Below are 24,239 nucleotides of genomic sequence, written 5' to 3' on the forward strand. Positions count from 1 at the left end.
TACATTCGTTTTGTTTGTCGAGAGATTTAGGGACGTAGTGAAGGAACAGAAGCAGCAGGAGCGCGCCATCCGGACCCGCGAATTGATCCTCAACGCCGCTGCGGAGGTGTTCGACCAGTACGGGTTCGCCGGGGCAAGCATCACCAAGATCCTAGACCGCGCCGGTGTCACCCCCGGGGCGATGTACTTCCACTTCAAGTCCAAGCAAGGGCTGGCACAGGCGGTGATGAACACTCAGCCGCAGACGATCGTCCCCCTGCTCGAGTCGGAGGGGCTGCAGCGACTGGTGGACATCACCATGATCTGGGCCCACCTGCTCCAGGTTGATCCGATGCTGCGGGCCGGGGTCCGGCTCACCACCGAGCAGGCATCGTTCGGCGTGCACGATGCGACGCCTTACCAGGACTGGGCCCAGATCATGGCCGACTGCCTCCAGGTCGCCCTCGAACGCGGAGAATTGCAGGCCGGGGTGGAACCCGCCGAGGTCGCGGAGTTCGTGGTGGCAGCCTGCACCGGCATGCAGTTGTACGCCGAAGTGGTCAGCGGACGGGCCGACCTGCCGCAACGCGCGGTACGGATGTGGCGGATCCTCCTCCCCGGCATCGCAGTGCCCGCCATCGTCATGCGCACAGAGGTGAACCCGGCCCGGGGAATCAAACCCGGCCCCTGACGTCCGGCGCCGACCGACCAGCGGAGTGCAGATGACCAAAATCGCCCGGCCGCCGCAGACTTCGACCATCATGCTGCGCATCGGCGCATCGGTTCGTCGAGGCTGGCCGGGCGCTCCTCCAGCCCCGCCCTGTCTGCACCGGTCAACAGCAGGCCAGGGCCTGAACGGAGTCAGCCGAAACCGGTGCCGCGGTGCCGCCACCGCCGCCACCTCACGCTGTGGGAACCTTCCCTCGCAGACCGGCACCGACCCCGACCCCGACCAGGGTGCCGGTGCCGGAACGCCCCCGCCGGAGGCTTCAGCTCGCGATCGGGAGGCGCACGACGAAGTCACGGCCGGCAGCCTTCGCGGCGGGCAGGAACACCATCTTCAAGCCCGGGCCCGGGAGATCTCCCGGGCCCACACCGCGGCGGCCGACCGGCCCGCCGGCCCGGACGCGTCCGATCCGGCCCCCGCCGCCGATCCAGCCGCCGCCGAGATGCCCGCGGTCGAGATGCCTGCTGCCTGGGCCGAGCACGCCCGCACCATGGACCGGGCCGTCGACGCCGACCGCCGCCAGCGGCGCGAGAAGGCCCTGGCAGGGACCCCCTGCAACGTCACCACCGCCTGCTGGAGGAGCACGTCGGCAACTCGCGGCGGCCAACCCAGCCGCCTATCAATCCGACCTCGCCAGCGCGCTGAACAACCTCTCGGTCCGCATCGGGGAGGTGGGGCGCAGGATGGAGGGGCTGGCCGCCATCGAGGAAGCCACCGCCATCCGGCGGCGGTTGGCGGGGGCCAACCCCGACGCCTACGAACCCGACCTCGCCACTCCCCTGTCCAACCTCGGGGTGGACCTGACGGCATGATGATCGACTGTGCTGCTGCGGCTCGCCTACCTGACCGTGACCAACGCCTTATCCCTGCTGCGCCTGCTCCCCATGAGCGACCGTGACAAGGACGCCGAGATCCTGGCACTTCGCCGCCAGGTCACCGTCCTGCAACGGCGACTCGGCCCCGGCAGAGCGAAGTTCGCGCCCGAGGACCCGGGATAGGGGATCTGCGGTTCGGTGCTCGCGTCTCGCATCTGCTGGGCCCTGGCCATCGGGTCGATCTTGCTCAACGGACTTCCTTGGGTACGTCGTTGAACAGCGGGCCTCACCGCACATTGGCGCAGAGCCCAACAGCTATCGGGTGGCGGGACAGCCCGTCCTCCTCCACGACGAAGCATCCGAGGCCCTTCGCCAGCGCCCAGCATGGTGTCAGCGGCACCCATCAGCGAGCTTGGTCACCCGTTCTTGGCAATTTCGGCTCGTCGAAGGGTTTTACAGGTCCACCGCCCGGTGCTGGACGCGGACTCTTCTGGGGTGAGCGCTTCAGGAGCCGTGGTGCACGTGGGAGGCCCACAGGTGAGGGTTGGCGGGATAGCGGGCCCGCATGTGTCGAACGGCTTCGTGCAGTGCGACGGCGACACCGTCACCAGCTCTGAGGCGTGCGTATACGCGGTCTGCGATAAGCGGTGCCATGTCGTCCGAGATGGGCCACAGGGTGCCGATGACGTGGTTGAAGCCAGCCAGTTGCAGGGCAGACGCGATGTGGACTGATTCGTCGAGGAGGGTGGTGCCGCCGAAGGCCGTCGTACAAGCCGAGAGGTATGCCAGTTCGGCACCGTTGATTTCCAATGCCATCAGCTCTCGAACCGTCAGACGACCGTCATGCAGGGCAAGGAAGCTCGCACTGGGGTCAGTCGGGTCGGTTGCCGCGTGGCAGGCGAAGTGCGCCCAGGTGCTGGTCTTGAGCCGTCTTCGCACTGCCGCGCAGGAGGCGTGCTCCTCTGCCAGCGGAGCAGTGCCACCGGACCATCGCGAGACCAGATCCGCTTCGGTGAGCGCGGAGGCCAGCGGTGGAAACCCAGAGGCGGTGCTGACTGCAGCGATCAGTACCTGGCCTTCGGAGCTCGCGGTGACCGGCCCGCTCCACCCTTCCTGAGCGGCCGGTCCCTTCCAGGCTGCCGTCCGCCGGCCTTCGATGTGGTGCAGGGTCCGCACCGTCGGGGTGTAGGACGACACGACACGGTCGAGCACGGAACCCCGCGACGGTCGACCGAAGGCGGGACGGTGTCCGGCGGCGTGCAGGGGAAGTACGGTCAGAGCCCCGGTCGGCATCCACCAGAGCCGTGGCCAGGGTGTGTCCGCGGCAGGGGGCGCCGTGTGTCCGAGGTGCTTCAGCACCGGCTCCGCTATCGCATCCCACAGCCAGCGCAGGACCGCCAGTCGGTCCCTGTTGCCGGACAGCGTGGCCCTCTCCTGGCTGGCCGCGAGGAAGACGTTGGCGTGAGCCACTGTGTCGGTGAGGGTCACACCTGGAAGCGGCACCACTGCGGACCCATCGGATGTGAGTAGCAGTGCATCGGCGCCGAGCGCGGTGATGACCGGGGCGACCACGGTGCCCGCGCCCAGAACACTGCGCATCTCCGCCGGACTCGGGCCGAGCCCGAAGCGATTCATGGAGTCCAGTCCTCGAATCTCGGTGAGCAGGCGCTTCCAGTCGGCCACCGCCTCTCGCCGCCGCAGCGGGTTGCTGGAGGGGGCCGCCGGCTCCTCGGAGTTGAGAATGGCGCGGAGTCGGTGGAACTCGGCGGCGAGGTCGGGACGTACAGCGGCCAGGCGGTTGGTGTCGTTGGACCGAGTTTCCATGCCCTGCCCCAGCAGGAGGCCGCGGCCCAGCTCCAAAACGGTCCAGGCAGTGTCGAGTTCTCCCAGACGGATGTACACGGCGGCGACTTCCGGACCGAGTCCGCTGAGCACGGAGAGATGGTGTTGCCGGTCGGCTCGCAAGAGCTCGTGGTCGACCAGAGGCGGGAGGAAGCCGAGGACCGACGACCAGGCCCGGGCGGCCTCGGCCCACTCGCCCTCCTGGCCCGCGAGCCGGGCCCAGGCACTGCCGACCCTGGCACGCTGCAGTGTGGGGGCTGTGTCGATCTCGGCGCCTCGGCGCAGCGAGTCCAGTGCCTCTCGTAGTACTTCCGGCTGCCTGTCCTGTTCGTAGGCTGTCTGCAGGGCGGCGCCCAGGTTGCCGAGTCGGGCCGCCCGGTCCGGGTGGTCCGGCGGGGTGGCCTCGACCGCGGCCGAGGCCAAGGTGCGTGCCCGCAGGAGGTCATCAGTCCGACCGTGCCGGCCGTGCCGAATCTGCAGTGCGCTCCCCAGATTCGAAAGGACGCGGCCGAGGTTCGACCGCTCCACCAGGGTTGCGTCAACTGCCTGTTCGGCTAGTGCCACTGCCTCGTCGATGTCGTCATCCGCTCCTGTCGTTCGGAATCGGGCAAGTGTGGCATTGCTCAGATTGGACAGCAGGGTGGCACGATCGGCATGGTTGGCGGGCATGTCGACCAGAGACAGTCGTCCGTAGTTGATCGCGTCGTCCAGGTCTCCCGTGGTGTTCGTGCGCGTGAACCTGGTGAAGGTGACACCAGAGAGGTTAGACAGGCAGATGGCACGGGCCGGACTATCTGGGTCAATAAACCTCAGTGCACCCGCCAGGCAGGTGATCGCCCGCTCCAGGTCGGCAAGCGCTCCGGCGTGTTCGTAGCGGGTCTGCAGCGCGTTCGCGAGATTGACCAGGCAGTCGGGCTGGCGTGGATGTCCTTCCGGGACCTCGCGTGACGCCCGCTCGCCCACGTTGATCGCCTGTTCCAGGTCGTCTGCGACACCCCTCCTCTCGAAGCGCACGCGGAACGCGTCGGAAAGGTTGGACAGGCAACGCCACTGCTCGGGGTGGCTGTCCGGGAGTACCTCGATCGCACGTCGGCCGACTCGCAGCCCACGGTCCAAGTCGTCTGTCGAGTTCCGGTGGTCGAAACGCAGTAGCAGGGCGAGGCTGAGCTGGGACATGATGACCGGCTGGTCCGGGCTGTCGTCCTGAGTCTCTTCGGCCGCCTGCTCAGCTGTGCTGACGGCCTCCTCCACGTCCTTCGGATCGCCGGTCCGTTCGGCCCGGCTGCGACAGGCGCCGCTGAGACCGGACAGGTAGCCGGGGCGATGCGGGTGTCCGACGGGTGCGGCCTCCACTGCAGACCGTCCGCAGCCGATGGCCCGGTGGAGGTCCTTCAGGTCGCCGTCGCGTTCGTAGCGGGCTCGTAGGGCGTTGCCAAAGCTCGACAGGACCGTAGGCCGGTCCGGGTCGCCCGGGACCGAGGCTGCGGCGGCCTCGGCGCCGAGCTCCACGGCACGGTCCAAGTCGGGCCGTTCGCCTTCCCGTTCGTAGCGGAGGCGAAGCGAGTTGACCAAATTGGTGACGCGGCCGGGGCGGCTCGGATGGTCTGCAGGGGTCGCCTCGACCGCTTGTTCGCCGAGCTCGACAGCCCGTTGGAGGTCGCCGACAACACCGGTGGCTCCGTATCGTGACTGCAGCGCTGTCGCGAGGTTTGACACGAAGGCCGCGTGGTTGGGGTCGTCCCGTGCGGCTTCAACGGCGGCCTCGCCCAGATCGATCGCCTGGTTGAGGTCGTCACAGCTGCCTGCCAGGTCATGGCGCATGCGGAGCGCGTTGCTCAGGTTGGACAGGACGGTCGCCCGGCGCGGATCGTCCGGAGTGATGAGCCCGACGGCACGCCTCCCCGCTCCAACGGCTTGGTCCAGATCGTCTCGTGCGCCCTGCGTCTGGAAGCGACGTTGCAACGCGGTGCACAGGTTGGACAGGCACACGACGAGCAGCGAACCATCGCTTGCGTCCGAAGCGCGCCTGAGCAGGTCGACCGCGCGATCGAAAACAGCCGTGTGCACGTCGGGCCACGCGATGCCCAGGTACCTGGCCGCTTCGGCGTTCCAGGACTCTGGATCGTCGCCCGCCGGCGGCAGCGTCGTGGCCAGGGTCGGCCATAGCACTGCGGGAACGTTGCCGGGTGCGTAGGGGAAGACACGGCCGTACCAGTGGACGGATGCGTCGAGGGCTTCCTGATCCTCGTCGTTCGGGAGGGACTGGTACCGCCACCAGTGGAATGTGGCCAGCACCAGCAGGCCGTCGAGGCTGTCGACCGGAAGGGACTCGCCCAGTAATCGGGCCTCAGTGACTGCCTCCTGGGTAAGCAGTTGGCCGGGGTCGGTCTGCGCCCGGCTCAGCCGGTCTCGGACCACGTTGAGGAGTTCGGTGTAGGTCATCCGGTTCTCCGGTTCGCCGACGGTCAGGTCAGTCCGCGTTCAAATCCTCCCGCATCGCCCGGCGCAGTGAGGGGAATCGGTCATACCACATGTCGCGCTGGCTGCGGTACGCGTCGTCCGAGTGGGTTGTGCCGGCCTCAACCAGGTCACGCAGGTCGCGCAGCGTGCGGAAGGTCGCGGTCGCCGCCTCCACTACTGGCTCCGGTGCGACCACCCCGATGTGATAGCGGAGTTCGTAGCAACCGCCGGCCCGGAAGGCCTCCTGGGCGGCCGTCGCACGGTCGATCTGCGGCAGGGTCGGGTTTCGGGCGGTGTCCCGAAGGGCATTGTCGGTCCGTGACAGGGCGGAGAGGTACTCGACGTACACGCGTCGTTTGACCTCCTCGGCTTTGTCGCTGCGCTGGCGCTTCCAGCGCGATCTGTCTGCCACCGTCGTCGCTACTACACAGATCAGGGCTCCAAGCACCGTACTTACCAGGGGAATCCAGTCCACAGTGTCCGATCCCTAGGTCGGTGGGCCTATACCGATATGAGGTGAGCGGCGGTGCGTGAGAGCAGAGGTTCGTTCAAGCACAACGGCGGGTCGATCCAGTACAGGACCTTCGGTGGCGGGCCTCCGGTCGTACTGGTCCACGGGTTCTCGCTGGACCACAGGATGTGGCGCCCGCAAATCCCCTCACTCGCTGCCGGCTTTCGCGTCGTCAGCTACGACTGCCGTGGGTTCGGCCGTTCGTCGTGTCCCACCGGTCCGTACAGTCATGCTGATGACCTGCGACGGTTGCTCGAGCATCTCGGGATCGAGCGTGCGCATCTGGTCGGCCTGTCGATGGGTGGTCGGATCGCCCTCAACCACGCGCTCAGCCGACCGGAGGCGACCATGTCGATGATGCTGATGGCCACTGACCTCGGCGGCTACCGGCACCGGATCGACTGGGACGTCGACATCGGAGCCGGCAGCGGTGGGCTCCGGGCAGGGAGGACGGCCTGGCTCCAGAGCGATCTCTTCGCAACGGTGCGGAGGCACCCGGACGCCCGGGCCCTTGTGCACGAGATGGTCGGCGACTACTCCGGGTGGCACTGGCAGCATCCCGACATTCGAGTTCCGGCGGACGGCGATGCCATGGAGCGACTGGAGGAGATCGTGGCCCCCACCTCGGTGCTCGTCGGGGCGGAGGACCTGGCGGAGTTCCATGAGATCGCCGGGATCATCGCCTCCCGTGTACCGAACGTACACCGCACGGTGCTGGCCGGAGTCGGCCACCTGGCGAACCTGGAGAGTCCGGCGACTGTCAATGAGCTGCTGTGGAGGCATCTTATGAGCGTTGAACGAGCGGGTCGGTGATGTCGCGCCACTGGTCCTCCTGATACCACAGGTGGTCGAACGCAGTGACGACAGGAAACGGGGACCCTGCCGCTGCCTCGGCGTGCTGGGCGACTGCCCGCCAGAGGGCATCGACGAGTCCACTGTACCGAGTGGCAACCCACAGGTCGTTCCTGACGAATGGCGCCCCGTTCATGCGCACCAATCTGATGTCGTAGCCGCCTCGGTAGTCGTTGCCGAGAACTGTCAGAGGTGGGCGCCACAGATGGGATCCGGGAGCCCGGATCGAGTAGCGGACGCGGGCGGCCACATGGCCGCCGTGCCACAGTTCAGCCGACTCGGCGATGTCGGGCACAGCCGGTGGGAAGAAGTAGTGCCGTTGCGCGGGAACCTCCTCACGTTCGAAGTTGCCGGGAACGAAGTGCCAGCGGTTGTACTGCATCCGCTGCGCCACCAGCCACAGGATCCGGCGGACGTCCTCGGTCGGCATGCCGTCCAAACGTGAGGGGTGCGGCAGGGCACAGCAGAAGAAGTCCGGTTTGCGTAGCCGGAGCGCCGATGTCGTTCGGTCCCGCTCATTCCAACCGAGGCGGCGCATGTCGCGTACGGCGCTGGACATGCCGTAGTCGGCGTCCAGGTCCACGACGGCCGCTCGGACGACGGCGGCAAGCAGCCGCTCCAGCAAAGCGCCGGAGCGGGCCGGTTGTTCGGACATGATGCTGAGTACCATCCGGTGCACTGCCTCCTCGCCCGTTGCGGCCCGCTCGATGGGCATGCCGAGAGTTCGCTCGGCGAAGTCCACCAGTTGCTCGGGCAGGGCTGCGTGAGTGCGTTCGAGCAGAGGGAGCGGAACCAGAACCTCGTTCTTGGCGAATGTCATTCCGGATATTCGGCGGAACCGCACCCATTCCGACATGTTGACCTCGGTGCTGAGTTCGGCCACTTCGTGCGCGAGAGTCTCGAACGCTCTCCCGGTCAGGTCCGTGGGGATGTCCCTGGCGACCGCATGCGCGTAGCTGCGCCAGGTCGAGACGAGCCAGGTTCGTAGTCCGGACGCGCTCAACTGCCGTCCGTTGAACTCCTCGAACCGCACCGATCGGCCCGCGATGAACAGCAGGTGCACTGCGACCACGAACAATCGTTCGGCCATGCTCCAGCGATCCAGCGGTTCGTCGGCAAGGTCCTCGAGCAGTCGGTCGCGCAAGAGTGTGCTGGTGCCTGCGTCGGATCGGGAGAAGACCTGGCGCCCGGAGTAGATCAGCACAGTCTCGACCCGGTCCACCCAGTCGGCGGCCTGGTGCACCCGGTCGGGCAGGCACCCTGCCGACTCCCAGCGGCGCAGGATGCGGTCGAGCTCTGTCTGGTCGCAGCGTTCGGCCAGCTCCCAGGCGGCGACCTCCTCCTCGGCCCGCTCCCGTATCGGTGGACTCACTCGAAGTCCGGCGAGGGCCTCGTCGGGCTTTGCCCGGGCGTACTCGGAAGCGTCGAGGAGTGAGAGTTTGCCCTGAGCGGAGTAGGTGACGGCGAAGTCGCCCGAATCGGCGTCGATCGCTTCGGGGAGCAGTAGGCGCAGATCTTCGTTCCCGGTGATCTGGTGCAACACCGACCGCTCCATGACGGTGAGGCCGGCGACCGCGTGATCGAAGGGGATGCGGCCCCTTACCGTCAGCAGCCTGATCAGCACCAGGAATGCAGGACTGTCGGCCAGCACACCGACCCTTGCCTCCGCCATCAGGTCGTGGGCCCCGGGCCTCGATTCGCCCGCTCCTTCAATCGGCATGATGATCACGTTCCCTCGGCAGCGGTCCGTTGACGTCTCCGGCCCTGATCGTCGTCTCCTGCGCTACTGACACCGATGCCTCCAGAGCCGGGAGGATTCGGCGCTGCCACATGCGGCTGAGCTCGACCGGCGGTGTACCGGCTGTCGAGGCGACCACGCCGACGCAGAGCTCGCTCCCGCACAGACACGGGAAGCTCCAGGCGTCGTCGTGGCGGAACGTGCGGTAGTCGCAGGTCACTTCCTCACCCGTGCTGATGTCCTGCACGGCGATGCCGACCGCCAGGCCGGAGTCCAGGACTGAAGCTGTGCAGGAGTGGTTGAGCAGGGAGGCACCCCGGCACGGGGCGATGAGGCCGCCGTCCGCCCTTCGGTAGCCGAATTCCGCCAGCCAGCGCAACACGCCCTGGGGCGTCTGCTGCTGTCGGTCGACGGGGATGACCTGGCATCTCGGGCACGGCCACCACAGCGCTGTGCCCATCGGGATGTCCCGCAGTGCGAAGACGCCGATGCCGTGGATCGAGCTGAAGCCGGGGTGGAGTGCGGAATGGAGCATCAGGACAGCTTCAGGATCCGGGCCAGTTCCTGTTCGGCCTCCCTGATCACAGTGTCATCCGCTCCGACCACCAGATAGCGCCATCGGCCGTCCAGCGCGAGCGTGTCGACCGGCAGGACGACCCGAGCGGAGGCTCGCGGATCATTGAGTCCGGCGCGGTCCAGGGCCCGCACAGCGGCAGCGAAATCCAGCCCCTCGGTTCCGGTGCGGACGTCGGCGCGCCAGTGCAGGACGCCGTCCGCAGGCGTTCCGGGACGCAGCCGCCGGGCCAGCTCTTCCAGATAGGTGCCACCGGTGCGCCGCACGTTGGCCTCGGTGACCACGTAACCGCCGTCGAAGGTTCCGCAGTCGACGTCGAAGATGCCACGGTAGCCCTGGTTTTGGAGCCATACCCCGATCCTGTGGGCCGCGTCCGTCAGCAGGTCGTGGAGGGGGCGTGGCTGAGCCGGAGTGTTCATGCCAGTCCAGGCGTTGTTCGTGGTGCGCTGGTCGCAGCTGTAGAACTCGGATACGCCGGTGTCGTCGACGAGCATCTCCAGACTCGGTACGCTCTCGAAGGGGAGGAACTCCTCGTAAACCCAGCCACAGGCCCTTGCGCCCTGCTCCTCGACCATTGCGTGGACTCGTTCCCGCAGCGGGGACGTGCGGTCGTCGGCACGCAGCACCACGTTGCCGTATCCATTGGACGACCGGTCGACCTTCACGATCGCGGCGGCGTGGTCGGTGAGGAACTGCCCCAGTTCCGAGGCCAGCGACTCCTCAGTGGTTGCGTAACCGCCCTCGGCGACCGGAAGGCCCAGGGCAGTTGCGATGCCCCGAAAGCCCCTCTTGGTGTTGATGAGCCGCACGGCCGCCAACGTCTCGGAAGTCGGATTCGACGTGAAGGGGTGCACACGCAGACCGGTCCGGTCGGCGAAGTCGACGACCTTGGCGTCCAGTACGAAGGGAGAGATCACCTGACGCGCGGTGACCTTTGCGATGGCGCCGGTCTCTGTTACGAGATCGAGGGCGTGAACCCCGCGGATCTCGTCCGGGGCGACGATGTCAACCTGGTCGACATCGAGTGCGAGGGTCTCGCCGACGTAGTCCAGGAACGTGGTGCTGCACGGTGCCAGCATCACGACGCAGTCTCCGGGCTCTGCCTGCCACAGCTTTCGCGGGGTCACCGCGGCCATGGTCCGGACGTAGGCGTTGGTTGGCCGCTCGACCATGACGTCGTTGACGAGGTTGGCCAGGACGGTGCGACCGTTCTCTGTGCTCATCTGCCGGTCCTAACTGCTTGAGGATCTCGAGGCGGTCATCACGACATGTCCGGCCAGCGCCCAACAGGCGTCCACGTGCACGAAGCCGGCTGTGGCGAGCCAGCGCAGGTGCTCGGCCAGCAGGGAGGGCTTGTCCACCAGGTCGGGGAAGCGGTAGGTGTTCCAGTGCGCTTCGTGGAAGGCGTCGGCGGCTGCGCTGCCGCCGTACAGGGCGATCGATTGCCGCTCCACTTCCAGGTCCCAGCTCTGCGCCGCCGACGCGACGGCGGCATCGGTAGCGGGTCGTACCAGGTCGGCCACCACCAGGGCTCCTCCCGGCGCGATCATGGCGTGGAGGTGGTGGTAGAGCTCTTGCTTGGCATCGTCGTCCAGGTGGTGCAGGGCAAGCGAGGTCACCACCGCGTCGTAGGTCCCCTGCCGCCAGTTCGGGTCTTCCAGGACGGCCTGTACCAGGCGCACCCGGGTACCGAAGCGACGGAGACGGCGGGTCGCCGATCCGAGCATGCGTGTTGACCCGTCCATCGCTGTCACTCGTGCCCCGGGCAGCCGCCGCAGAAGTGCCTCAGTCAGTCGACCCTCCCCGCAGGCGAGTTCGAGGATATGCGGATCGGGCAGGTATTCGAGCAGATCGCCGATGACACGGAACTGCTCCTCTCGTCGGGGCACGAACGCGTCGCCGAACCGGACGAACAGGTCGGTGTCGGCGTTTGTCCACTCCGGCTCCTGGTCGGTCACAGGTCCTCCGGAATGTCGAGGATTCCCTGGCCGTAGAGCCAGTTGGCGATCCCCCGACACGGCGGGGGCACAGGGAACGGCCCGCTGTCGGGGTGGACCGCGTCAGTCAGCCAGTCCCGGACAACGGCACGGTCCGGCACCTCCGTGACCGCGCCCAGGGCCGCGACCAGTAGGCGGCCCTTGCCCCTCCGCGTCTGCCACAGCAGCGGAGCGGACGTCACGCAGGTCATAGTCCCGTTCGCTGCCAGTCTGCGTTCGGCCGGAGCCGGGCGCATGCCCAGGCCGGAGAGGTCCGCGAGCATGCCCGCAGCGGACCGGCGGGCGCCGGTGTGGTCGCGGTATGCCGCCAGCCAGGCATGCGGCACCTCGCCCCGGAACTGCTTGTCCCAGAGCGGCAGCCCGCTGGATGCGGAGTCGAGGTCCTGCTGGTAAGCGGCGATGTTGAGGGCCATTGCGGCGCCAAGGGTTCCGCCCAGGTGCCAGGTACCAGCGGCCCAGCAGAAGCCACTGCCTTCCTCGGCGGTGATGGTCTCGTCAGCGGCCAGCGGGCCGACCGGGTCGAGGTCGGGCAGGTACTCCTCGCGGGTGCCCGCGTCCGGGGCACTGTCCGTACGCATGGGTGTGCCGTCCGGAGGCCAGGCGGGGTCCAACCAGAAGTGCATCTGCTTGCACCCCTGGAGCACGAGGTGGATGTTCGTGCACGACTCGCGGTGGATGCCGCCAGGCGTGCGTCCGTAGTTGCCGAAGAAGACCTCCGCCTCGACCGGTCCGCTCGGAACACCTCGTTGGGCCAGGTGCGGCGTCAGCGCCTCGACCAGCGCCTCGAACAGTCCGCGTCGGTGCTGCTGTACGCCGCGGGCCCAGAGGAAGAACTGGTTGCCGCCGAGGAGTGGCTCCAGCGCCGCCAGCCAGGGAGCAGGCCCCTCCTCGATGCGGCGGACGCGGTGCGGCCAGCGTTGGGGCTCGGTGACGAACTCGCCCTCCACCGCGAGTTTCACATGGTTCGGCAGTCTCCCGGACTCCTCCGCGGCGAAGGCGGCGCACATCGCCTGCCAGGCGCTGGCGACACTGAGTTCGGTGATCGACCAGTCGACTGCTGAACACGGGCGATTCGGCTCCCTCACCCTGATGGAGGGCGCTGCCGTTCTCATACGTCACCACCGCCTGTCATGTGACCGCCCGGCGGATACTGGTGCCGCCGTCCGTTCGGGTCCGTCACCAGGTACCCCTTGTCATGCCGCTCCAGGTAGCTGCGGCCGATGGGTACCTTTCCGTGGCCACCGGGGATGTCCAGGACATAGGTGGGTTGGCATATTCCCGACACCGACCCTCGGAGGTCGGCGATGATGTCCTGGCCGACGGTGATGTCGGTCCGGAAGTGACTCGTGCCCTGGGCGAGATCCCCGTGGTGGAGGTAGTAGGGCTTGACCCGGTGTCGTACGAGCGTGCGAAAGAGCTCTTCGAGCACCGCCGCCGAGTCGTTGACCCCCTTCAGCAGGACTGTCTGGCTGAGCAGCGGGAACCCTCGGTCCACCAGGCTGCGCAGAGCGATCGCGGCATCGTCGCCGATCTCCTGCGTGTGGTTGCAGTGCACCACGATCCAGACGGGTGTGTCGGCGGTCAGCGCGTCCATCAACTCCTGGGTCACCCAATCCGGGGAGACGACCGGCACCCGGGTATGGATGCGCACCACACCCACGTGCGGAATGCCATCCAGTTCGCCGACGATGTGCCGCAGCCGCTCGGGTGAAAGCATCAGGGGGTCGCCGCCGGTGAGGATGACCTCCCACACCTCGGGGTGATCGCGGACGTAGGAGATCGCCCGGCGCAGGTCCTCGTCGCCCAGCACGCCGTTCTTGGTGCCCACCGTCTCTCGGCGGAAGCAGAAGCGGCAGTACACCGGGCACAGGTGCAGCGGCTTCAGCAGGACGCGGTCCGGGTACCTGTGGGTGATGCCGGGGAGCGGAGTGAACGGGGCGTCGCCGATCGGGTCCCCGTCCTCCTCCGGCAGGACCAGCAGCTCCTGTGTGCTCGGAACGAACTGCAGTGCGACAGGATCGTCGGTGGTCCCGAGCATGCGCGTCTGGACGGTCGGTGTCACGCTGACCGCGTAGCGGGAGGCGACATGCTCCAGCCCTGCTTGCGCCGCTGCTGGGACGAGGCCGGAATCGACCAGCCCCGCAACAGTCCTGATGGTGCGTCCCTTGCCGGGCATCTGTCACAACCTCTCTGGCCGTGGTGCTGAGAGCCAGCGAAGCGCCAACTCCGCCGTTCCGGGAAGCCGTCGCTGCGCAGTCCGTACAAGCTCGTACATCCGCCGGCCGGTCGGACGGCTAAGGTGGATCCCGAGGCGATGGGAGAGCGTGAGTGACCCACAACGTCGTGCCGATCGATACCGGTGAATGGCGCAGCCGGGCGCCCGAGTTGATCAGCCGTGGTCGCGCCGAAGGCCGGGCCGAGCCCCTGGTGGAAGCGGTCGCCCTGCTGGTGGAGGCTGCCTCGGCCGATCCGGCGGGACGCGGGGACTGCGCGGCCCTCCTCGGTGCCGCCCTGCTCGAACTGCATGAACTCACCGGTGAACGGCACCTGTTGGTCCATGCGCTGGGCGCGCACCGGGCCGCGCTCGGGGCACGGCCATCCGACCCGCGCCGGCTGTCCAACCTCGGGATCTGTCTTACGCGGTGGTACGAGCACACGGGAGACGCCGACTCGCTCGACGAGGCGGTGGCGGTGCTTCGTGCCGCCGTCACCGAAGCGCCGGAGAACGCCTCTGGTCACGCCAACCTCGGACTCGCACTGATGCGGCGGGCCGAACGGACGGGGGACGGCGCGGATGCGGTCGATGCGGTCGAGGCTCACACTCTGGCTGTCCGACACGGACCTGACGTGCCTGGAACCAGGGCGGCGATGCTGGCGAACCTCGGTGCGGCACTCATGGTCCTCTTCCGGCGCACCGGTGACCGTGAGCAGCTGAGCTCCGCCGTCGCCAGGTACCGCGAATCGGTGCTGGCTGTGCCCGAAGGCGACCCGCGGGCCGCCGGTTGCCGTGCGGGTCTCGGCGACGCACTGACCGCAGAAGCCGCTGCCACGGGCAGTACCGGATTGCTCCTGGAAGCGATCGAGGTGCTGCGTGGGGTGGTCCGGGACCTGCCCCCGGAGCACCCGGACAGCCCGGTCTATCTCAACCAGCTCGCCGCTGCTCTGAGGATCGGCTTCGCCAGGAACGGTGACACGCTGGCCCTCAAGGAAGCTGTCGACTGCCGCCGGGCCGCAGTCGACCGGACCCCGGCCAGTCATCCCGACCGGTTGCTGTTCACGGCCAACCTCGCGGTGTCGCTGCGTAACTGGTTCGAGTACACCGCCGACCCGGCGGCCCTGGGGGAGGCGAGCGACCTGCTTCGAGCAGTGGTCGACCAGTCACCCCCTGAGCACCCCGAACGCGTCAAGTGGCGGGCGGACTACGCCAACACGCTCCATCGGCTCGGAGTCCACCGGAGCGATCCCGATGTGCTGGCCGAGGCCGCCGCAGCACTGAGACTCGCCGTGGCAGAGGTGGAGCAGGCACATCCCGACCGGGCTATGCACCTGGCCAACCTCGGCTCGGTACTGAACAGCCTGATCGGTCTCCGCTGGGACCCGGACCTCCAGGCCGAGGCCGTCGCCGTGTTGTCCGCAGCGGCGGAGCTGGCCGCGGCAGTCTCGGCGCCACAGGAGGAGATGTTGCTCAGCCTCGGCCTGGCCCACCTGGTCCGGCTTCACCATGACGGGTCCGTGAACGCACGGGGCGCCGCAGTCGAGGCCTTTCGGACAGTCGTGGGCACGGTGGCCGCAGCGCCCAGGACCCGGGCAGTGGCCGCCCAGCACATCGGTCGGATCCAGGCCGCGACCAAAGATTTCGCCGGCGCCCTGACCGGGTTCGATCAGGCCCTCGACCTGCTGAGCCTGGTTGCCTGGCGCGGACTGCAACGCGATGACCAGGAACGGCTGCTCGTCGAGTTCAGCGGGCTGGCCGGTGCGGCCGCAGCCTGTGCACTCGAACTCGGCGATCCGCCTCGGGCCCTCGCTGTACTGGAACAAGGCCGCGGCGTGCTGCTGGGCCAGGTGCTGGACCTGCGAACGGACCACGAGGGGTTGCGCCGGAGGCATCCTGAGCTGGCCGGTGAGCTGGAGGCGGTGTACGCGGGAATCGATGCCGCCACCGAGCCCCCGTCGCCCAGCGAGCCGCCCGCCGAGGCCGATCTTGGCCTGCGACGCCAGCGCCTGGCGATGAAGAGCGAGGACGTGCTCGCGCGGATTCGCGAGAATCCCGGCTTCCGACACTTCCTGTCAGCACCCGATCCCGCGTTGCTGCTTGACGCGGCCCGGTCCGGGCCCGTGGTGACGCTGAACCTCGCCGGAGGCCGCTGCGACGCACTGGTAACCACTCTGGACGGGACCGAGGCCGTTCCCCTGCCGGATTTGACCGCGGTTGACGCGACTGAGCGCGCCAATGCGTTCGTGGCCGCCGTCAACGCCAATGCCTGGGGCACCAACCGGGCCGTGCGCGAGGTTCTGGAATGGCTGTGGGACACGGTCACCGGGCCGGTTCTCGACCACCTCGGCCTGCCCGAGTCGGACAGCACGGAACTCCCACGCCTGTGGTGGGTCCCCACCGGCGCGCTCAGCGTGCTCCCCCTGCACGCCGCAGGCCATCACTCACCTGGCGCCGGGAACCGGCGCTCCGCCCTGCACCGGGTGGCCAGCTCCTACACGCCCACGCTGCGCTTCCTCTGCCATGTGCGTGACGGCGCGACTGATCACCGGCCGGCTCCAGCGCTCGTCGTCGCGGTCGGGGCCGGGGCCGTTCCTTTGACGCAGGCGGCGGCCGAGGCCGATCTGGTGTCCGCGGCACTGTCCGGTCCGGTGGTCCGTCTTGTCGACCAAGAGGCCACCAGGGCCGCCGTGCTGGACCTGCTGCCGGGTGCCGGCCATGTCCACTTCGCTTGCCACGCCACCACCGACGCCGCTCGTCCCTCGGACAGTTGTCTGCATCTTGCCGACCGCGGGACGCTCAGGATCCGCGAGATCGGAGCGCTTCGGGTGCCCTCCGGCCGCATCGTGTACCTCTCGGCGTGCACGACGGCACTGGGCAGCGGTCGGCTACCGGACGAGACCATCCACCTCTCCTCCGCCTTCCAACAGGCAGGGTTCGCGACGGCGATCGGCACCCTGTGGCGGGTCCCCGACCGGGCTTCCCGCGAGGCGGCGGAGTTCACCTACGCGGCGCTGACCGAACACTCTCCAGCGCGTGCGGTCAACCTGTCCGCCCGTCGCCTGCGGGAGAAGTACCGTGCGAATCCTTATGAATGGGCGGCGTTCGTGCACAGCGGGCCGATGTGACAACCCTGCCCGCGAGCGGTTCCACACCACCTGACCCCCGCCCTGTGGGAGCTCCGATGACCGACCAGCCGCCAACCGGCGATGCCCGGTACCCCGACCCGCGCCGGATCGCCACCCGCTCCGACTTCGGCCGGGAGCTGACTGCCCTCCGGCTCAGTTCCCAACTGAGTGTCAGGCAGCTGGCGAAGGCTTCGGACATCCCCGCGAGCACCCTCGGCGGATACTTCGCAGGTACCCATCTGCCGGCCCTCCAGCCGCCCGACCTGCTGAGCCGCGTCCTGTGCGCGGCCGGGACGTCGGATCCTGCCGTTCTCGAGGAGTGGCGGCTGGCGTACCTCCGGGTGAAGCAAACAGGCAGTGAACCGTCCGGGCACCTCGGTGATCAGGTCAGTACCGACCGACCCACGGCCTTGCACACGGCGGCCGGGGTCACTCCGGTGACCGTTTCCACCCGGCCACCGCTCGAACGTCTCGACGCCGAACCGAGCATCCGTGGCCGGGACCGCCTCCTCGACCTCCTCGCTTCGATCGTCGCCGGGGCGACGCAGATGCAGGACGACCCGCGGATCCACGTTCTGCACGGGCTCGGCGGGTGCGGCAAGAGCCTTGTCGCGTTGAGCGCGGTGCGGAGCGCCGCCCAGATTGGGGTCCGCACCTGGTGGATAGCGGCAGACGACGCTGCCACCGTCACTGGTGGTATGTTCGCGCTCGCGACGGAATTGGGCGCTTCCCCGGACCGACTGCGCCTGGGCAGCCTTCCCGACATCCTCTGGCGACAGCTTCAGGAACTCGACGAGCCCTGGTTGCTGGTGCTGGACAACGTGGACGATCCACCGCACTCCCTCGCGCTGACGGGTCACCGGGTCACCGATGGAACCGGCTGGTTACGTCCGACCGGACAGGCCATCGGCACCATCGTGGTCACCACCCGCGACGGCAGCCGGACGACCTGGGGAACGAACCAGCCGGACTGGATCCGCCTGCATCGGATCGGCACCCTTGGCCGCGAGGACGGTGCGCGGGTCCTCCTGGAACTCGCCGGCCGAACCGCCGGCACACCTGCTGACGCCGCGGCGCTGTCCACCCGTCTCGGCGGCCTGCCGCTCGGGCTCGCCCTCGCCGGACGGTACCTCGCCGAGTCCCTGGAGATCCCGCCGGGACTGGGTCCTCCGGAACTGCCCCGCAGCTTCACCGACTACCGGGAGGCCCTGGGACGTGGTGGGCACGAGGATCTGCTGACGCCGGCCCGCGGTGCGACTCCTGCGACGCGGCGCGCCCACGCGACGATCGGCCGGACCTGGGAGCTGTCCATCGACCTGCTCCGCGACAGGGGACTCGGCGAAGCCAGGCCGCTGCTCCAGACCCTCGCCTGCCTGGGCTCGGCTCCCATCCCGTACGGCCTCCTGCTGCGGGCCGACGTGCTCGCCGCGTCACCGTTGTTCGCCGGGGTCTCCGTCCGGGGGGCCTGGGACGCGCTTCGCGGCCTTGAGGAACTGGGGCTCGTTGGCCTGGTCCGCAACGACGAGCACGACCTGCTCACCATCCACACCCTGGTGCGCGACGTGTCCCGGCGCCACCCAGAGGTGCGGCAGCACGTCGACCACTACCTCAGTCTGACCACCGCGCTGCTGACTCCGGTCGTCGAGGCCGTCGACCCCAAGTCCCCCAGTGCGTGGGAGCGGTGGCGGCTGCTCGCCGACCACTGCGCCGCACCCCTCGACCTGATCAGTGAACACGACGTCGGCCACTCCCCCGCCTGGCCGACGGCGCTCCGCCTGGCGAACCGGGCGGCGAGCTACCTCCGCGCGGCAGGACATCTCGCAGAGGCGAAGTCCGCCTGTGCCAGCGCCCTCGATGCTGCCCGGCGGCGGTCCTCCGAGGACGATCCACTGGTGCTCCACATCAGCCACGAGTTCGCTCGGGTTCGCTACGACCAGGGTCGACTGGCTGAGGCCGAGGGCCACTTCCGTGCGGTGCTGTCAACTCGTGCGGCCGTCCTGGGCCCGGAACATCCCGACACTTTCACCACCCGGCACTACCTGGCCCGGACGCTGCGGGACCGGGGGCGCACCGAGGAGGCGGCCGCCTTGTTTGCGGAAACGCTCCAGGCCCGGTTGAGGCTGTTGGGAGAAAACCACCCCGACACTCTGACCAGCAGCAATGGTGTTGCGGACATCCTGCGGGCACAAGGACGATGGACTGAGGCGCTTGCTGCCTACCAGAGGGTCCTGGAGCGACGCACCCAGGTCCTCGGGGAGCGGCACCCGGCGACCCTCGTAACCCGACAGTACCTGGCTGAGGTGCGTCAGGAACTGGAACAGTTCGAGGTCGCAGAAGCGGAACTCCACCTGCTGGTGGCGGCCAACCGGGACGTCCGGGGAGCCGACCACCCGCGCACCCTGGCCGTCCGGCAGTCTTTGGTCAACCTGCTGCACGACACGGGGCGCCAGGAGGAGGCCAGGGTGTCCGCGCTGCCTCTGGTGGCCAGCCGTCGGCGGGTGCTCGGTGACGCCCATCCAGCCACCTTGCACAGTCGGTACCGGCTCGGGCTGATCCTGCTCGACCTCGGCGCGACCGATGAGGCGGAGGCCGAAATCTGGGGCGTCCTGATAGACCGGCAGCGGGTGCTCGGGCTGATGCATCCGCATACCTTACTGGCCCAAGAAACCCTTGAGGTTGTGCGTCAGCGTTCCCATCGCAAAGCAGCTGTGACAGCTCGTCAGTAGTTGTCGCACAGAGACCCCACTATGTAGGGACACCACATGGACGACAATGTTGACAAGGCACTCGCGGACGGCCTGGGCGCCGAGGCAGCCAAGGCTCTCTCCGCCTGGGCGCGTGTGAACAACCGTCACTACCGCCTTGTGCGATGGCTGGTCAACGGCAGGAGCCGAGCGCCCGTCGCTGTGGTGCAGGAGACCGACCTGCACGAGTCACGGAGTACCAACCTGGTACTGAAGGTGCCGATGGTGGAGGAGGGTGCGCTTCACCGGATCGAGTATGCACGCCATCGCGAGGCGATCCTGAGGAGCCCGGAATTCGCCGCGAAGCATCTCTCGACCACGGTCCACGAACCCTTCGAGGCCGGAGGAGGAGCGTGGATCACCTTTCAGAGGATCGCGGGGAAGACCTTCGAGGACTCGGAGGTGCTGACCGTGCTGCTGCGCCGGATGCTGCATCAGGACGAGGCTGTCGACCCGGCCGGTGCGGAACCCTTCACCTTCGCCCCGGGTGCGTTCAGCGCCGCGTGCGGGCGGGTCGTCGCGGGTGTGCTGCGCGACTGGGCGAAGTACCCCTACGTGCCGAGGGACGAGCCGTTGTCCGTGGCGGAATTCCTCGGACTGCACCTCACGGACCAGTTGGAGCAGGGCGGACGCCTCCACCCGTACGCCCTGCGCTATCAGGGCGACGAGATCCATCCGGAGGGCGAGGAACGGCCCCTGCCCAACCCATTCGCTGTCGCACAGGGCAGGTACTTCGTCGCTCAGGGGACGATTCGCCCCCTGCTCGGGAAGACCCACGGGGACCTGCACACGGACAATGCGCTGGTTCGGGTGCGGCCAACGGTGGACATCGACGACTTCCATCTCATCGACAACGCCCTCTACGAGGGGCTCGGCCCGCTCACCCGAGACCCGGTCCACCTTGTGCTCTACATCATCGCTCGCACCCTGGAGACGATCTCCCCCAGCCAGCAGCGGGCGCTGATCGACCTTCTGCTGGACCCACGCGCGGACAGCGGTCAACTCCTCCCGGGATGGCTGGCGAGCGTCGTGAAGGAGATCGACGACCAGTGCCACCGGTGGATCGAGGAGTCAAGCCTCGCGGGAGAGTGGCGCGAGCAGACCTTGCTCTCCTATGTCGCCTGCGCGCTGATGTTCGTGGGCAGGACCTCCATCCGCGACGAGGACAGGGACTGGTTCATCCGCCTCGCCGCGAGAGCCGCGCAGAAGTTCGCGGATGCCCGTCCTGACGCACTGCGTGCGGTCGCGCTCGCCGCTCCACAGGACCTGCCCGCCGGCTCCGGGCGAACGGGCTGGATCGGTCGGCTGTGTCATGACCTGCCTGAGGTCGTCGAGGCTGCGGCGACCGAGGCCGCCCACGACTGCCCCGAAGCGCTCGAAGAGCTCGACGGCCTCCGCACGGCTGCGCTCGGCGGGCTCGACCGGTCCCTGGAGTACCGTGAGTTCGTGCGGCGGATCGGTGGGCCGGACCCGGACATCCGCTTCGGGACGGAGGGATCCGAGGGCCGACCCGTCGATCGGGAGACCTACGTGTGCCCGCTGGAGCTGTGCGACCGGAAGGATCGCCGCGCGCCGGGCGGCCCGCTGCCGACCTGTCACCTGCCGCGGACCGATCCGCAGCGTATGACCGCGAGCTTCCGGTAGCGCGCGGTGCCGCTCCTCGACTCCCGCGACGGTGCGCGCTGGCGCGACTTCCTGACTCCCGCCGCAGGTCTGTGGCTGGTGGCTGCCACGATGGCGGTGGGAGCCGGCCACGGCGGCTGGGGGCGATGGTGCGTCGGCGCGGAGCCGGACCGTGCCGCACGCTTGGCGGGCACGGTGGCCCTGGCGCTTGCCGCGGCCGTAGCGCTCGGACTGATAGGCCGGACGCTTGAGCGTCTCCTCACGGATCTGTGGCTCGGACGCAGGCCCCGGGGACTCCTCCGGCCGTTGCTGGCACGCCGTCAGGTCCGCTGGGATCGGGCGGATGAGGCCGCGGCAACCGCCGCATCCCGGGAGGAACGCTACCGTCAGGCCGGCATCCGCAATCGGATCGCCCTTGCCCGGCCGGAGGCCGCGACCTGGATGGGTGACCGGCTCCTGGCCTTGGAGACCCGGGTATTCCACGAATACGGTCTGGACCTGCCCTCCACGTGGCCCAGGCTGTGGCTGGTCGTGCCCGAGACCTGCAGGGCCGAGCTCCGCGCCGACCGCGCCGCCTGGCGCGAGGCGGTTCGCTGGGGTGTCTGGGCCCTGCTCTACGGAGTGCTCACGCTGGTCTGGTGGCCTCTGCTGCTGCTTGCTGTGGTCACCATGGTTGGCGCCGTCCGGTCGGCCCGGAACTCCCTGGAGTCGTTGACTGACCACGCCGAGGCCGCAGTCGACCTCTACGCGCCCGACCTCGGGAGGGCCCTGGGACTGGAGGTGCGTGACGGTCAGGTCGATCTGACATTGGCCCAGCTGATCAACAGCCGACTGCGCAAGAGCGTGTAGCCGGCTGTGCCAGTGCCTCAGCCCGTCGTGGGAATGCCCAGCGTCCTCCTCGCCGCCTCGACGTATCGTGGCTTGTCCGACGTCAGACCGAGAACGCCCAGGGCAAGTGGCGCGAAGGCGATTCCCTCCACGACATGTCGGCGCAGACCCGACCAGGCCGGGCCGCCGTGCCGACTGTAGGAGTCCAGCAGCTCGTCGAGCATCGGCGGTTCGAACTTCCGGGCCGCCTCGATGAACTCCATTCCCGGGTCCCCCACTTCGGCGTCGGTCCAATCCAGGATGCCGACCAGGAACCCGTCGGAGTCCACCAGGGTGTGGCCCGGATGGAGGTCGCCGTGGATCAGTACGGTCCGGTCCGACCACAGATTGTCACGTTCGAGCCAACGCTGTCCGCGGGCCAACCAACTCGGGTGCAGGCCCAACTCTGCCCTGCCCGTCTCAAGTTGTCGGCCGAATCGCTCCCGCACCTCGTCGGGGCTCCGTACCGGCACACCCGCTGCGGCGGCCATGCCGACCGGCGTGCTGTGAAGGACGGCCATGCAGTGCCCCAGGGGTTCGACGAAACCGTGGGGTGGTTCTGTCCGGTCGATCCGCCAGTTCAGCTGGAAGGAAACGACGTCCTCGCTTGCCGCGGGTTCACCCGCCAGCCGTCGATAGGCGATGAGCTCGTCGTCAGCGAATCTCCACTCGGGAATCGCCACCGGTAACTGCCCGTAGAGCATCTCGAGAAGTCGTTTCTCGTTTCCGATGGCAGCTGCCGCGTCGGATCGCCGAGGCCTTCGCAGGATCCATGGTGTTCCGTCAGCAGTGACGCCGTGCAGAACCAGGAAATCCCACCCTGTCTCATCCAGCCTCGCTGATTCAGACATGAGCTCTAGACCTCTGGCCCGAGCCATTCTCAGCATTTCTTGGACGGTCTCCACAGTGCTGTTCACGGCGGGATCATATCCAGCACGGGACGGTCACGGGAGGGTCACCGGGCTGATTTTCCGTACGACCTTCCCTGGCTGCGGGACCCGTACAACGTCGTACGGTCTTGTTGACCGCAGTTCCCTTGCGGGGCCTTGGTCGAAGCGCCAGCATCGACATATGATTCCTTCCGACAATCATGTCCATACCGAATGGTCCTGGGACGCCCTTTCCGGTTCCATGGCCGAATCGTGCCGTGAGGCCGTCGCACTCGGAATTCGCTCCATGGCTTTCACCGAGCACACCGATTTCACGGCATGGACGCTTCCGGAGGATGCGATAGCCGACCTGCCACTCGAGTACCAGGCGATGGTGGGTACGGACGGCCGACTACGACCGCCGCCCTTCGACGTCGAGGGCTACCTGGACTGCATTCAGAGATGCCGGTTCCTATTTCCGGACCTACGCATCATCACGGGCGTCGAGCTAGGTGAACCACACTGGCACGCTGCGGCGGTGGGCGACCTGCTCGCCTCCGCGGACTTCGAGCGAGTTCTCGGATCGCTGCACTCGCTCGAGACGGCCGGTGAGCGCTTCGTCGTTGACCGGCTCTACGGCCAGGATTCTCCCTCGGAGGTTGTACGCCGGTATCTCGCTGAAGTGGTGCGTATGGTTGAGAGGTCGGACGACTTCGCTGTGCTCGGACACATCGACTACCCACTGCGGGCCTGGCCCGAAGACGCCGGTCCGTGTAGGCCCGAACTATTCGAGGACGAGTTCCGCACGGCGCTGCGGGCGCTGGCGAGGAGCGGGCGAACGCTGGAGGTGAACACCAGCCTGACGCCGTACCTCAGCATCGTCCAGTGGTGGTCCGAGTGTGGCGGCGATTCGATCTGCTTCGGCAGTGACGCGCATGAGCCCCATCAGGTCGGCCGGAACTTCGCCCGGGCCGCCGGGCTTGTGGAGTCGGTCGGATTCAGGCGGGGTCGAGACGACCACGATTTCTGGATCAGATAGTCCGGCGTCGGAGCTGCCTGCCGTGCGGGTTGCGCTGGACCGCGCCTGCGACGAGCTGCCGGGCTCCAGAGCCTTCCGCGAAAACCATCGCTGGTGTCGGGATTCTGCTTGCTCCATGCGCCGATCCAGGTCGGCTCCCGAAGTACGCCTCGGGGCCGCCCTACTGGGGGTAGCCCTCGGGCGCGGTGCCGAACAGGGTGTGCTGCGCGGTGCGGGGGTCGGTGCCGCGGGGGTGTGGATACTCGCCCGCCCGGTCGACCTT

The 24,239-nt window shown here is 68.2% G+C and carries 18 protein-coding genes; 9 read left to right on the forward strand and 9 right to left on the reverse strand.

Annotated elements, in window-relative coordinates; genetic code table 11:
* The first annotated feature begins 37 nt into the window (after window positions 1–37).
* The 3 genes from ACXKR8_RS05590 (at window position 38) to ACXKR8_RS05600 (ending at window position 1,704) form a co-directional block, all read left to right on the forward strand.
* Window positions 38–670, forward strand: coding sequence for a ScbR family autoregulator-binding transcription factor (locus ACXKR8_RS05590; protein WP_458271768.1), 633 nt, complete (start codon window positions 38–40; stop codon window positions 668–670).
* A gap of 719 nt (window positions 671–1,389) precedes the next feature.
* Entirely contained in the window at window positions 1,390–1,518 is a 129-nt protein-coding gene (locus tag ACXKR8_RS05595) for a hypothetical protein (RefSeq protein WP_458271769.1), read from the forward strand.
* 9 nt (window positions 1,519–1,527) lie between these two features.
* Window positions 1,528–1,704, forward strand: a complete 177-nt coding sequence (locus ACXKR8_RS05600; protein ID WP_458271770.1) for a hypothetical protein — start codon at window positions 1,528–1,530, stop codon at window positions 1,702–1,704.
* 321 nt (window positions 1,705–2,025) lie between these two features.
* Here ACXKR8_RS05600 and ACXKR8_RS05605 read toward each other — a convergent pair whose 3' ends face one another.
* Both ACXKR8_RS05605 and ACXKR8_RS05610 read right to left on the reverse strand, forming a co-directional pair.
* Entirely contained in the window at window positions 2,026–5,805 is a 3,780-nt protein-coding gene (locus ACXKR8_RS05605) for a CHAT domain-containing protein (protein WP_458271771.1), read from the reverse strand.
* A gap of 28 nt (window positions 5,806–5,833) precedes the next feature.
* Window positions 5,834–6,298: a hypothetical protein gene (locus ACXKR8_RS05610; protein WP_458271772.1), complete on the reverse strand. Its 465-nt coding sequence runs from the start codon at window positions 6,296–6,298 to the stop codon at window positions 5,834–5,836.
* A 51-nt stretch (window positions 6,299–6,349) separates the two neighbouring features.
* Here ACXKR8_RS05610 and ACXKR8_RS05615 point away from each other — a divergent pair, with 51 nt between their 5' ends.
* The gene (locus ACXKR8_RS05615) at window positions 6,350–7,147 is read left to right on the forward strand and encodes an alpha/beta fold hydrolase (RefSeq protein WP_458271773.1); all 798 of its coding nucleotides are present in this window, start codon (window positions 6,350–6,352) and stop codon (window positions 7,145–7,147) included.
* On the opposite strand, the gene ACXKR8_RS05620 is transcribed toward ACXKR8_RS05615, so the two are convergent.
* The 6 genes from ACXKR8_RS05620 to ACXKR8_RS05645 all read right to left on the reverse strand — a co-directional run bounded on the left by ACXKR8_RS05620 (window position 7,119) and on the right by ACXKR8_RS05645 (window position 13,671).
* On the reverse strand, window positions 7,119–8,915 hold the full coding sequence (locus ACXKR8_RS05620; protein WP_458271774.1) for a hypothetical protein: 1,797 nt from the start codon (window positions 8,913–8,915) through the stop codon (window positions 7,119–7,121). The two genes, ACXKR8_RS05615 and ACXKR8_RS05620, sit on opposite strands and share 29 nt — an antisense overlap.
* Entirely contained in the window at window positions 8,896–9,459 is a 564-nt protein-coding gene (locus tag ACXKR8_RS05625; RefSeq protein WP_458271775.1) for an SET domain-containing protein-lysine N-methyltransferase, read from the reverse strand. The genes ACXKR8_RS05620 and ACXKR8_RS05625 overlap by 20 nt, the downstream gene beginning before the upstream one ends.
* Complete coding sequence (locus ACXKR8_RS05630) at window positions 9,459–10,634, reverse strand: preATP grasp domain-containing protein (protein WP_458271776.1); 1,176 nt, start codon at window positions 10,632–10,634, stop codon at window positions 9,459–9,461. The genes ACXKR8_RS05625 and ACXKR8_RS05630 overlap by 1 nt, the downstream gene beginning before the upstream one ends.
* A gap of 96 nt (window positions 10,635–10,730) precedes the next feature.
* Window positions 10,731–11,456: a class I SAM-dependent methyltransferase gene (locus tag ACXKR8_RS05635; protein ID WP_458271777.1), complete on the reverse strand. Its 726-nt coding sequence runs from the start codon at window positions 11,454–11,456 to the stop codon at window positions 10,731–10,733.
* Complete coding sequence (locus ACXKR8_RS05640; protein ID WP_458271778.1) at window positions 11,453–12,580, reverse strand: hypothetical protein; 1,128 nt, start codon at window positions 12,578–12,580, stop codon at window positions 11,453–11,455. Before ACXKR8_RS05640 ends, ACXKR8_RS05635 begins: the two co-directional genes overlap by 4 nt.
* A gap of 23 nt (window positions 12,581–12,603) precedes the next feature.
* Window positions 12,604–13,671, reverse strand: coding sequence for a lysine-2,3-aminomutase-like protein (locus ACXKR8_RS05645; RefSeq protein WP_458271779.1), 1,068 nt, complete (start codon window positions 13,669–13,671; stop codon window positions 12,604–12,606).
* A 152-nt stretch (window positions 13,672–13,823) separates the two neighbouring features.
* On the opposite strand from ACXKR8_RS05645, the gene ACXKR8_RS05650 reads away from it, so the two are divergent.
* Genes ACXKR8_RS05650 through ACXKR8_RS05665 form a run of 4 tightly spaced genes read left to right on the forward strand, consistent with a single transcriptional unit; the run spans window position 13,824 to window position 22,051 of the window.
* The gene (locus ACXKR8_RS05650; protein WP_458271780.1) at window positions 13,824–16,835 is read left to right on the forward strand and encodes a CHAT domain-containing protein; all 3,012 of its coding nucleotides are present in this window, start codon (window positions 13,824–13,826) and stop codon (window positions 16,833–16,835) included.
* A gap of 56 nt (window positions 16,836–16,891) precedes the next feature.
* Window positions 16,892–19,561 carry a tetratricopeptide repeat protein gene (locus tag ACXKR8_RS05655; protein ID WP_458271781.1) on the forward strand — a complete coding sequence of 890 codons (2,670 nt, stop codon included), beginning with the start codon at window positions 16,892–16,894 and terminating at the stop codon, window positions 19,559–19,561.
* Between the two features lie 36 nt (window positions 19,562–19,597).
* Entirely contained in the window at window positions 19,598–21,223 is a 1,626-nt protein-coding gene (locus ACXKR8_RS05660; RefSeq protein ID WP_458271782.1) for a hypothetical protein, read from the forward strand.
* Window positions 21,224–21,229: 6 nt separating this feature from the next.
* A complete protein-coding gene (locus ACXKR8_RS05665; protein WP_458271783.1) occupies window positions 21,230–22,051 on the forward strand; it encodes a hypothetical protein in 822 nt (273 codons plus the stop codon).
* A gap of 17 nt (window positions 22,052–22,068) precedes the next feature.
* Here ACXKR8_RS05665 and ACXKR8_RS05670 read toward each other — a convergent pair whose 3' ends face one another.
* Window positions 22,069–22,986 (reverse strand): macrolide 2'-phosphotransferase, encoded by a 918-nt coding sequence (locus ACXKR8_RS05670; protein ID WP_458271784.1) that lies wholly within the window; start codon window positions 22,984–22,986, stop codon window positions 22,069–22,071.
* Between the two features lie 154 nt (window positions 22,987–23,140).
* Between ACXKR8_RS05670 and ACXKR8_RS05675 the strand changes: the two genes are divergently transcribed.
* Window positions 23,141–23,977 carry a PHP domain-containing protein gene (locus ACXKR8_RS05675; RefSeq protein ID WP_458271785.1) on the forward strand — a complete coding sequence of 279 codons (837 nt, stop codon included), beginning with the start codon at window positions 23,141–23,143 and terminating at the stop codon, window positions 23,975–23,977.
* The last annotated feature ends 262 nt before the right edge of the window (window positions 23,978–24,239 follow it).

The sequence above is a fragment of the Streptacidiphilus sp. PAMC 29251 genome (assembly GCF_054208735.2).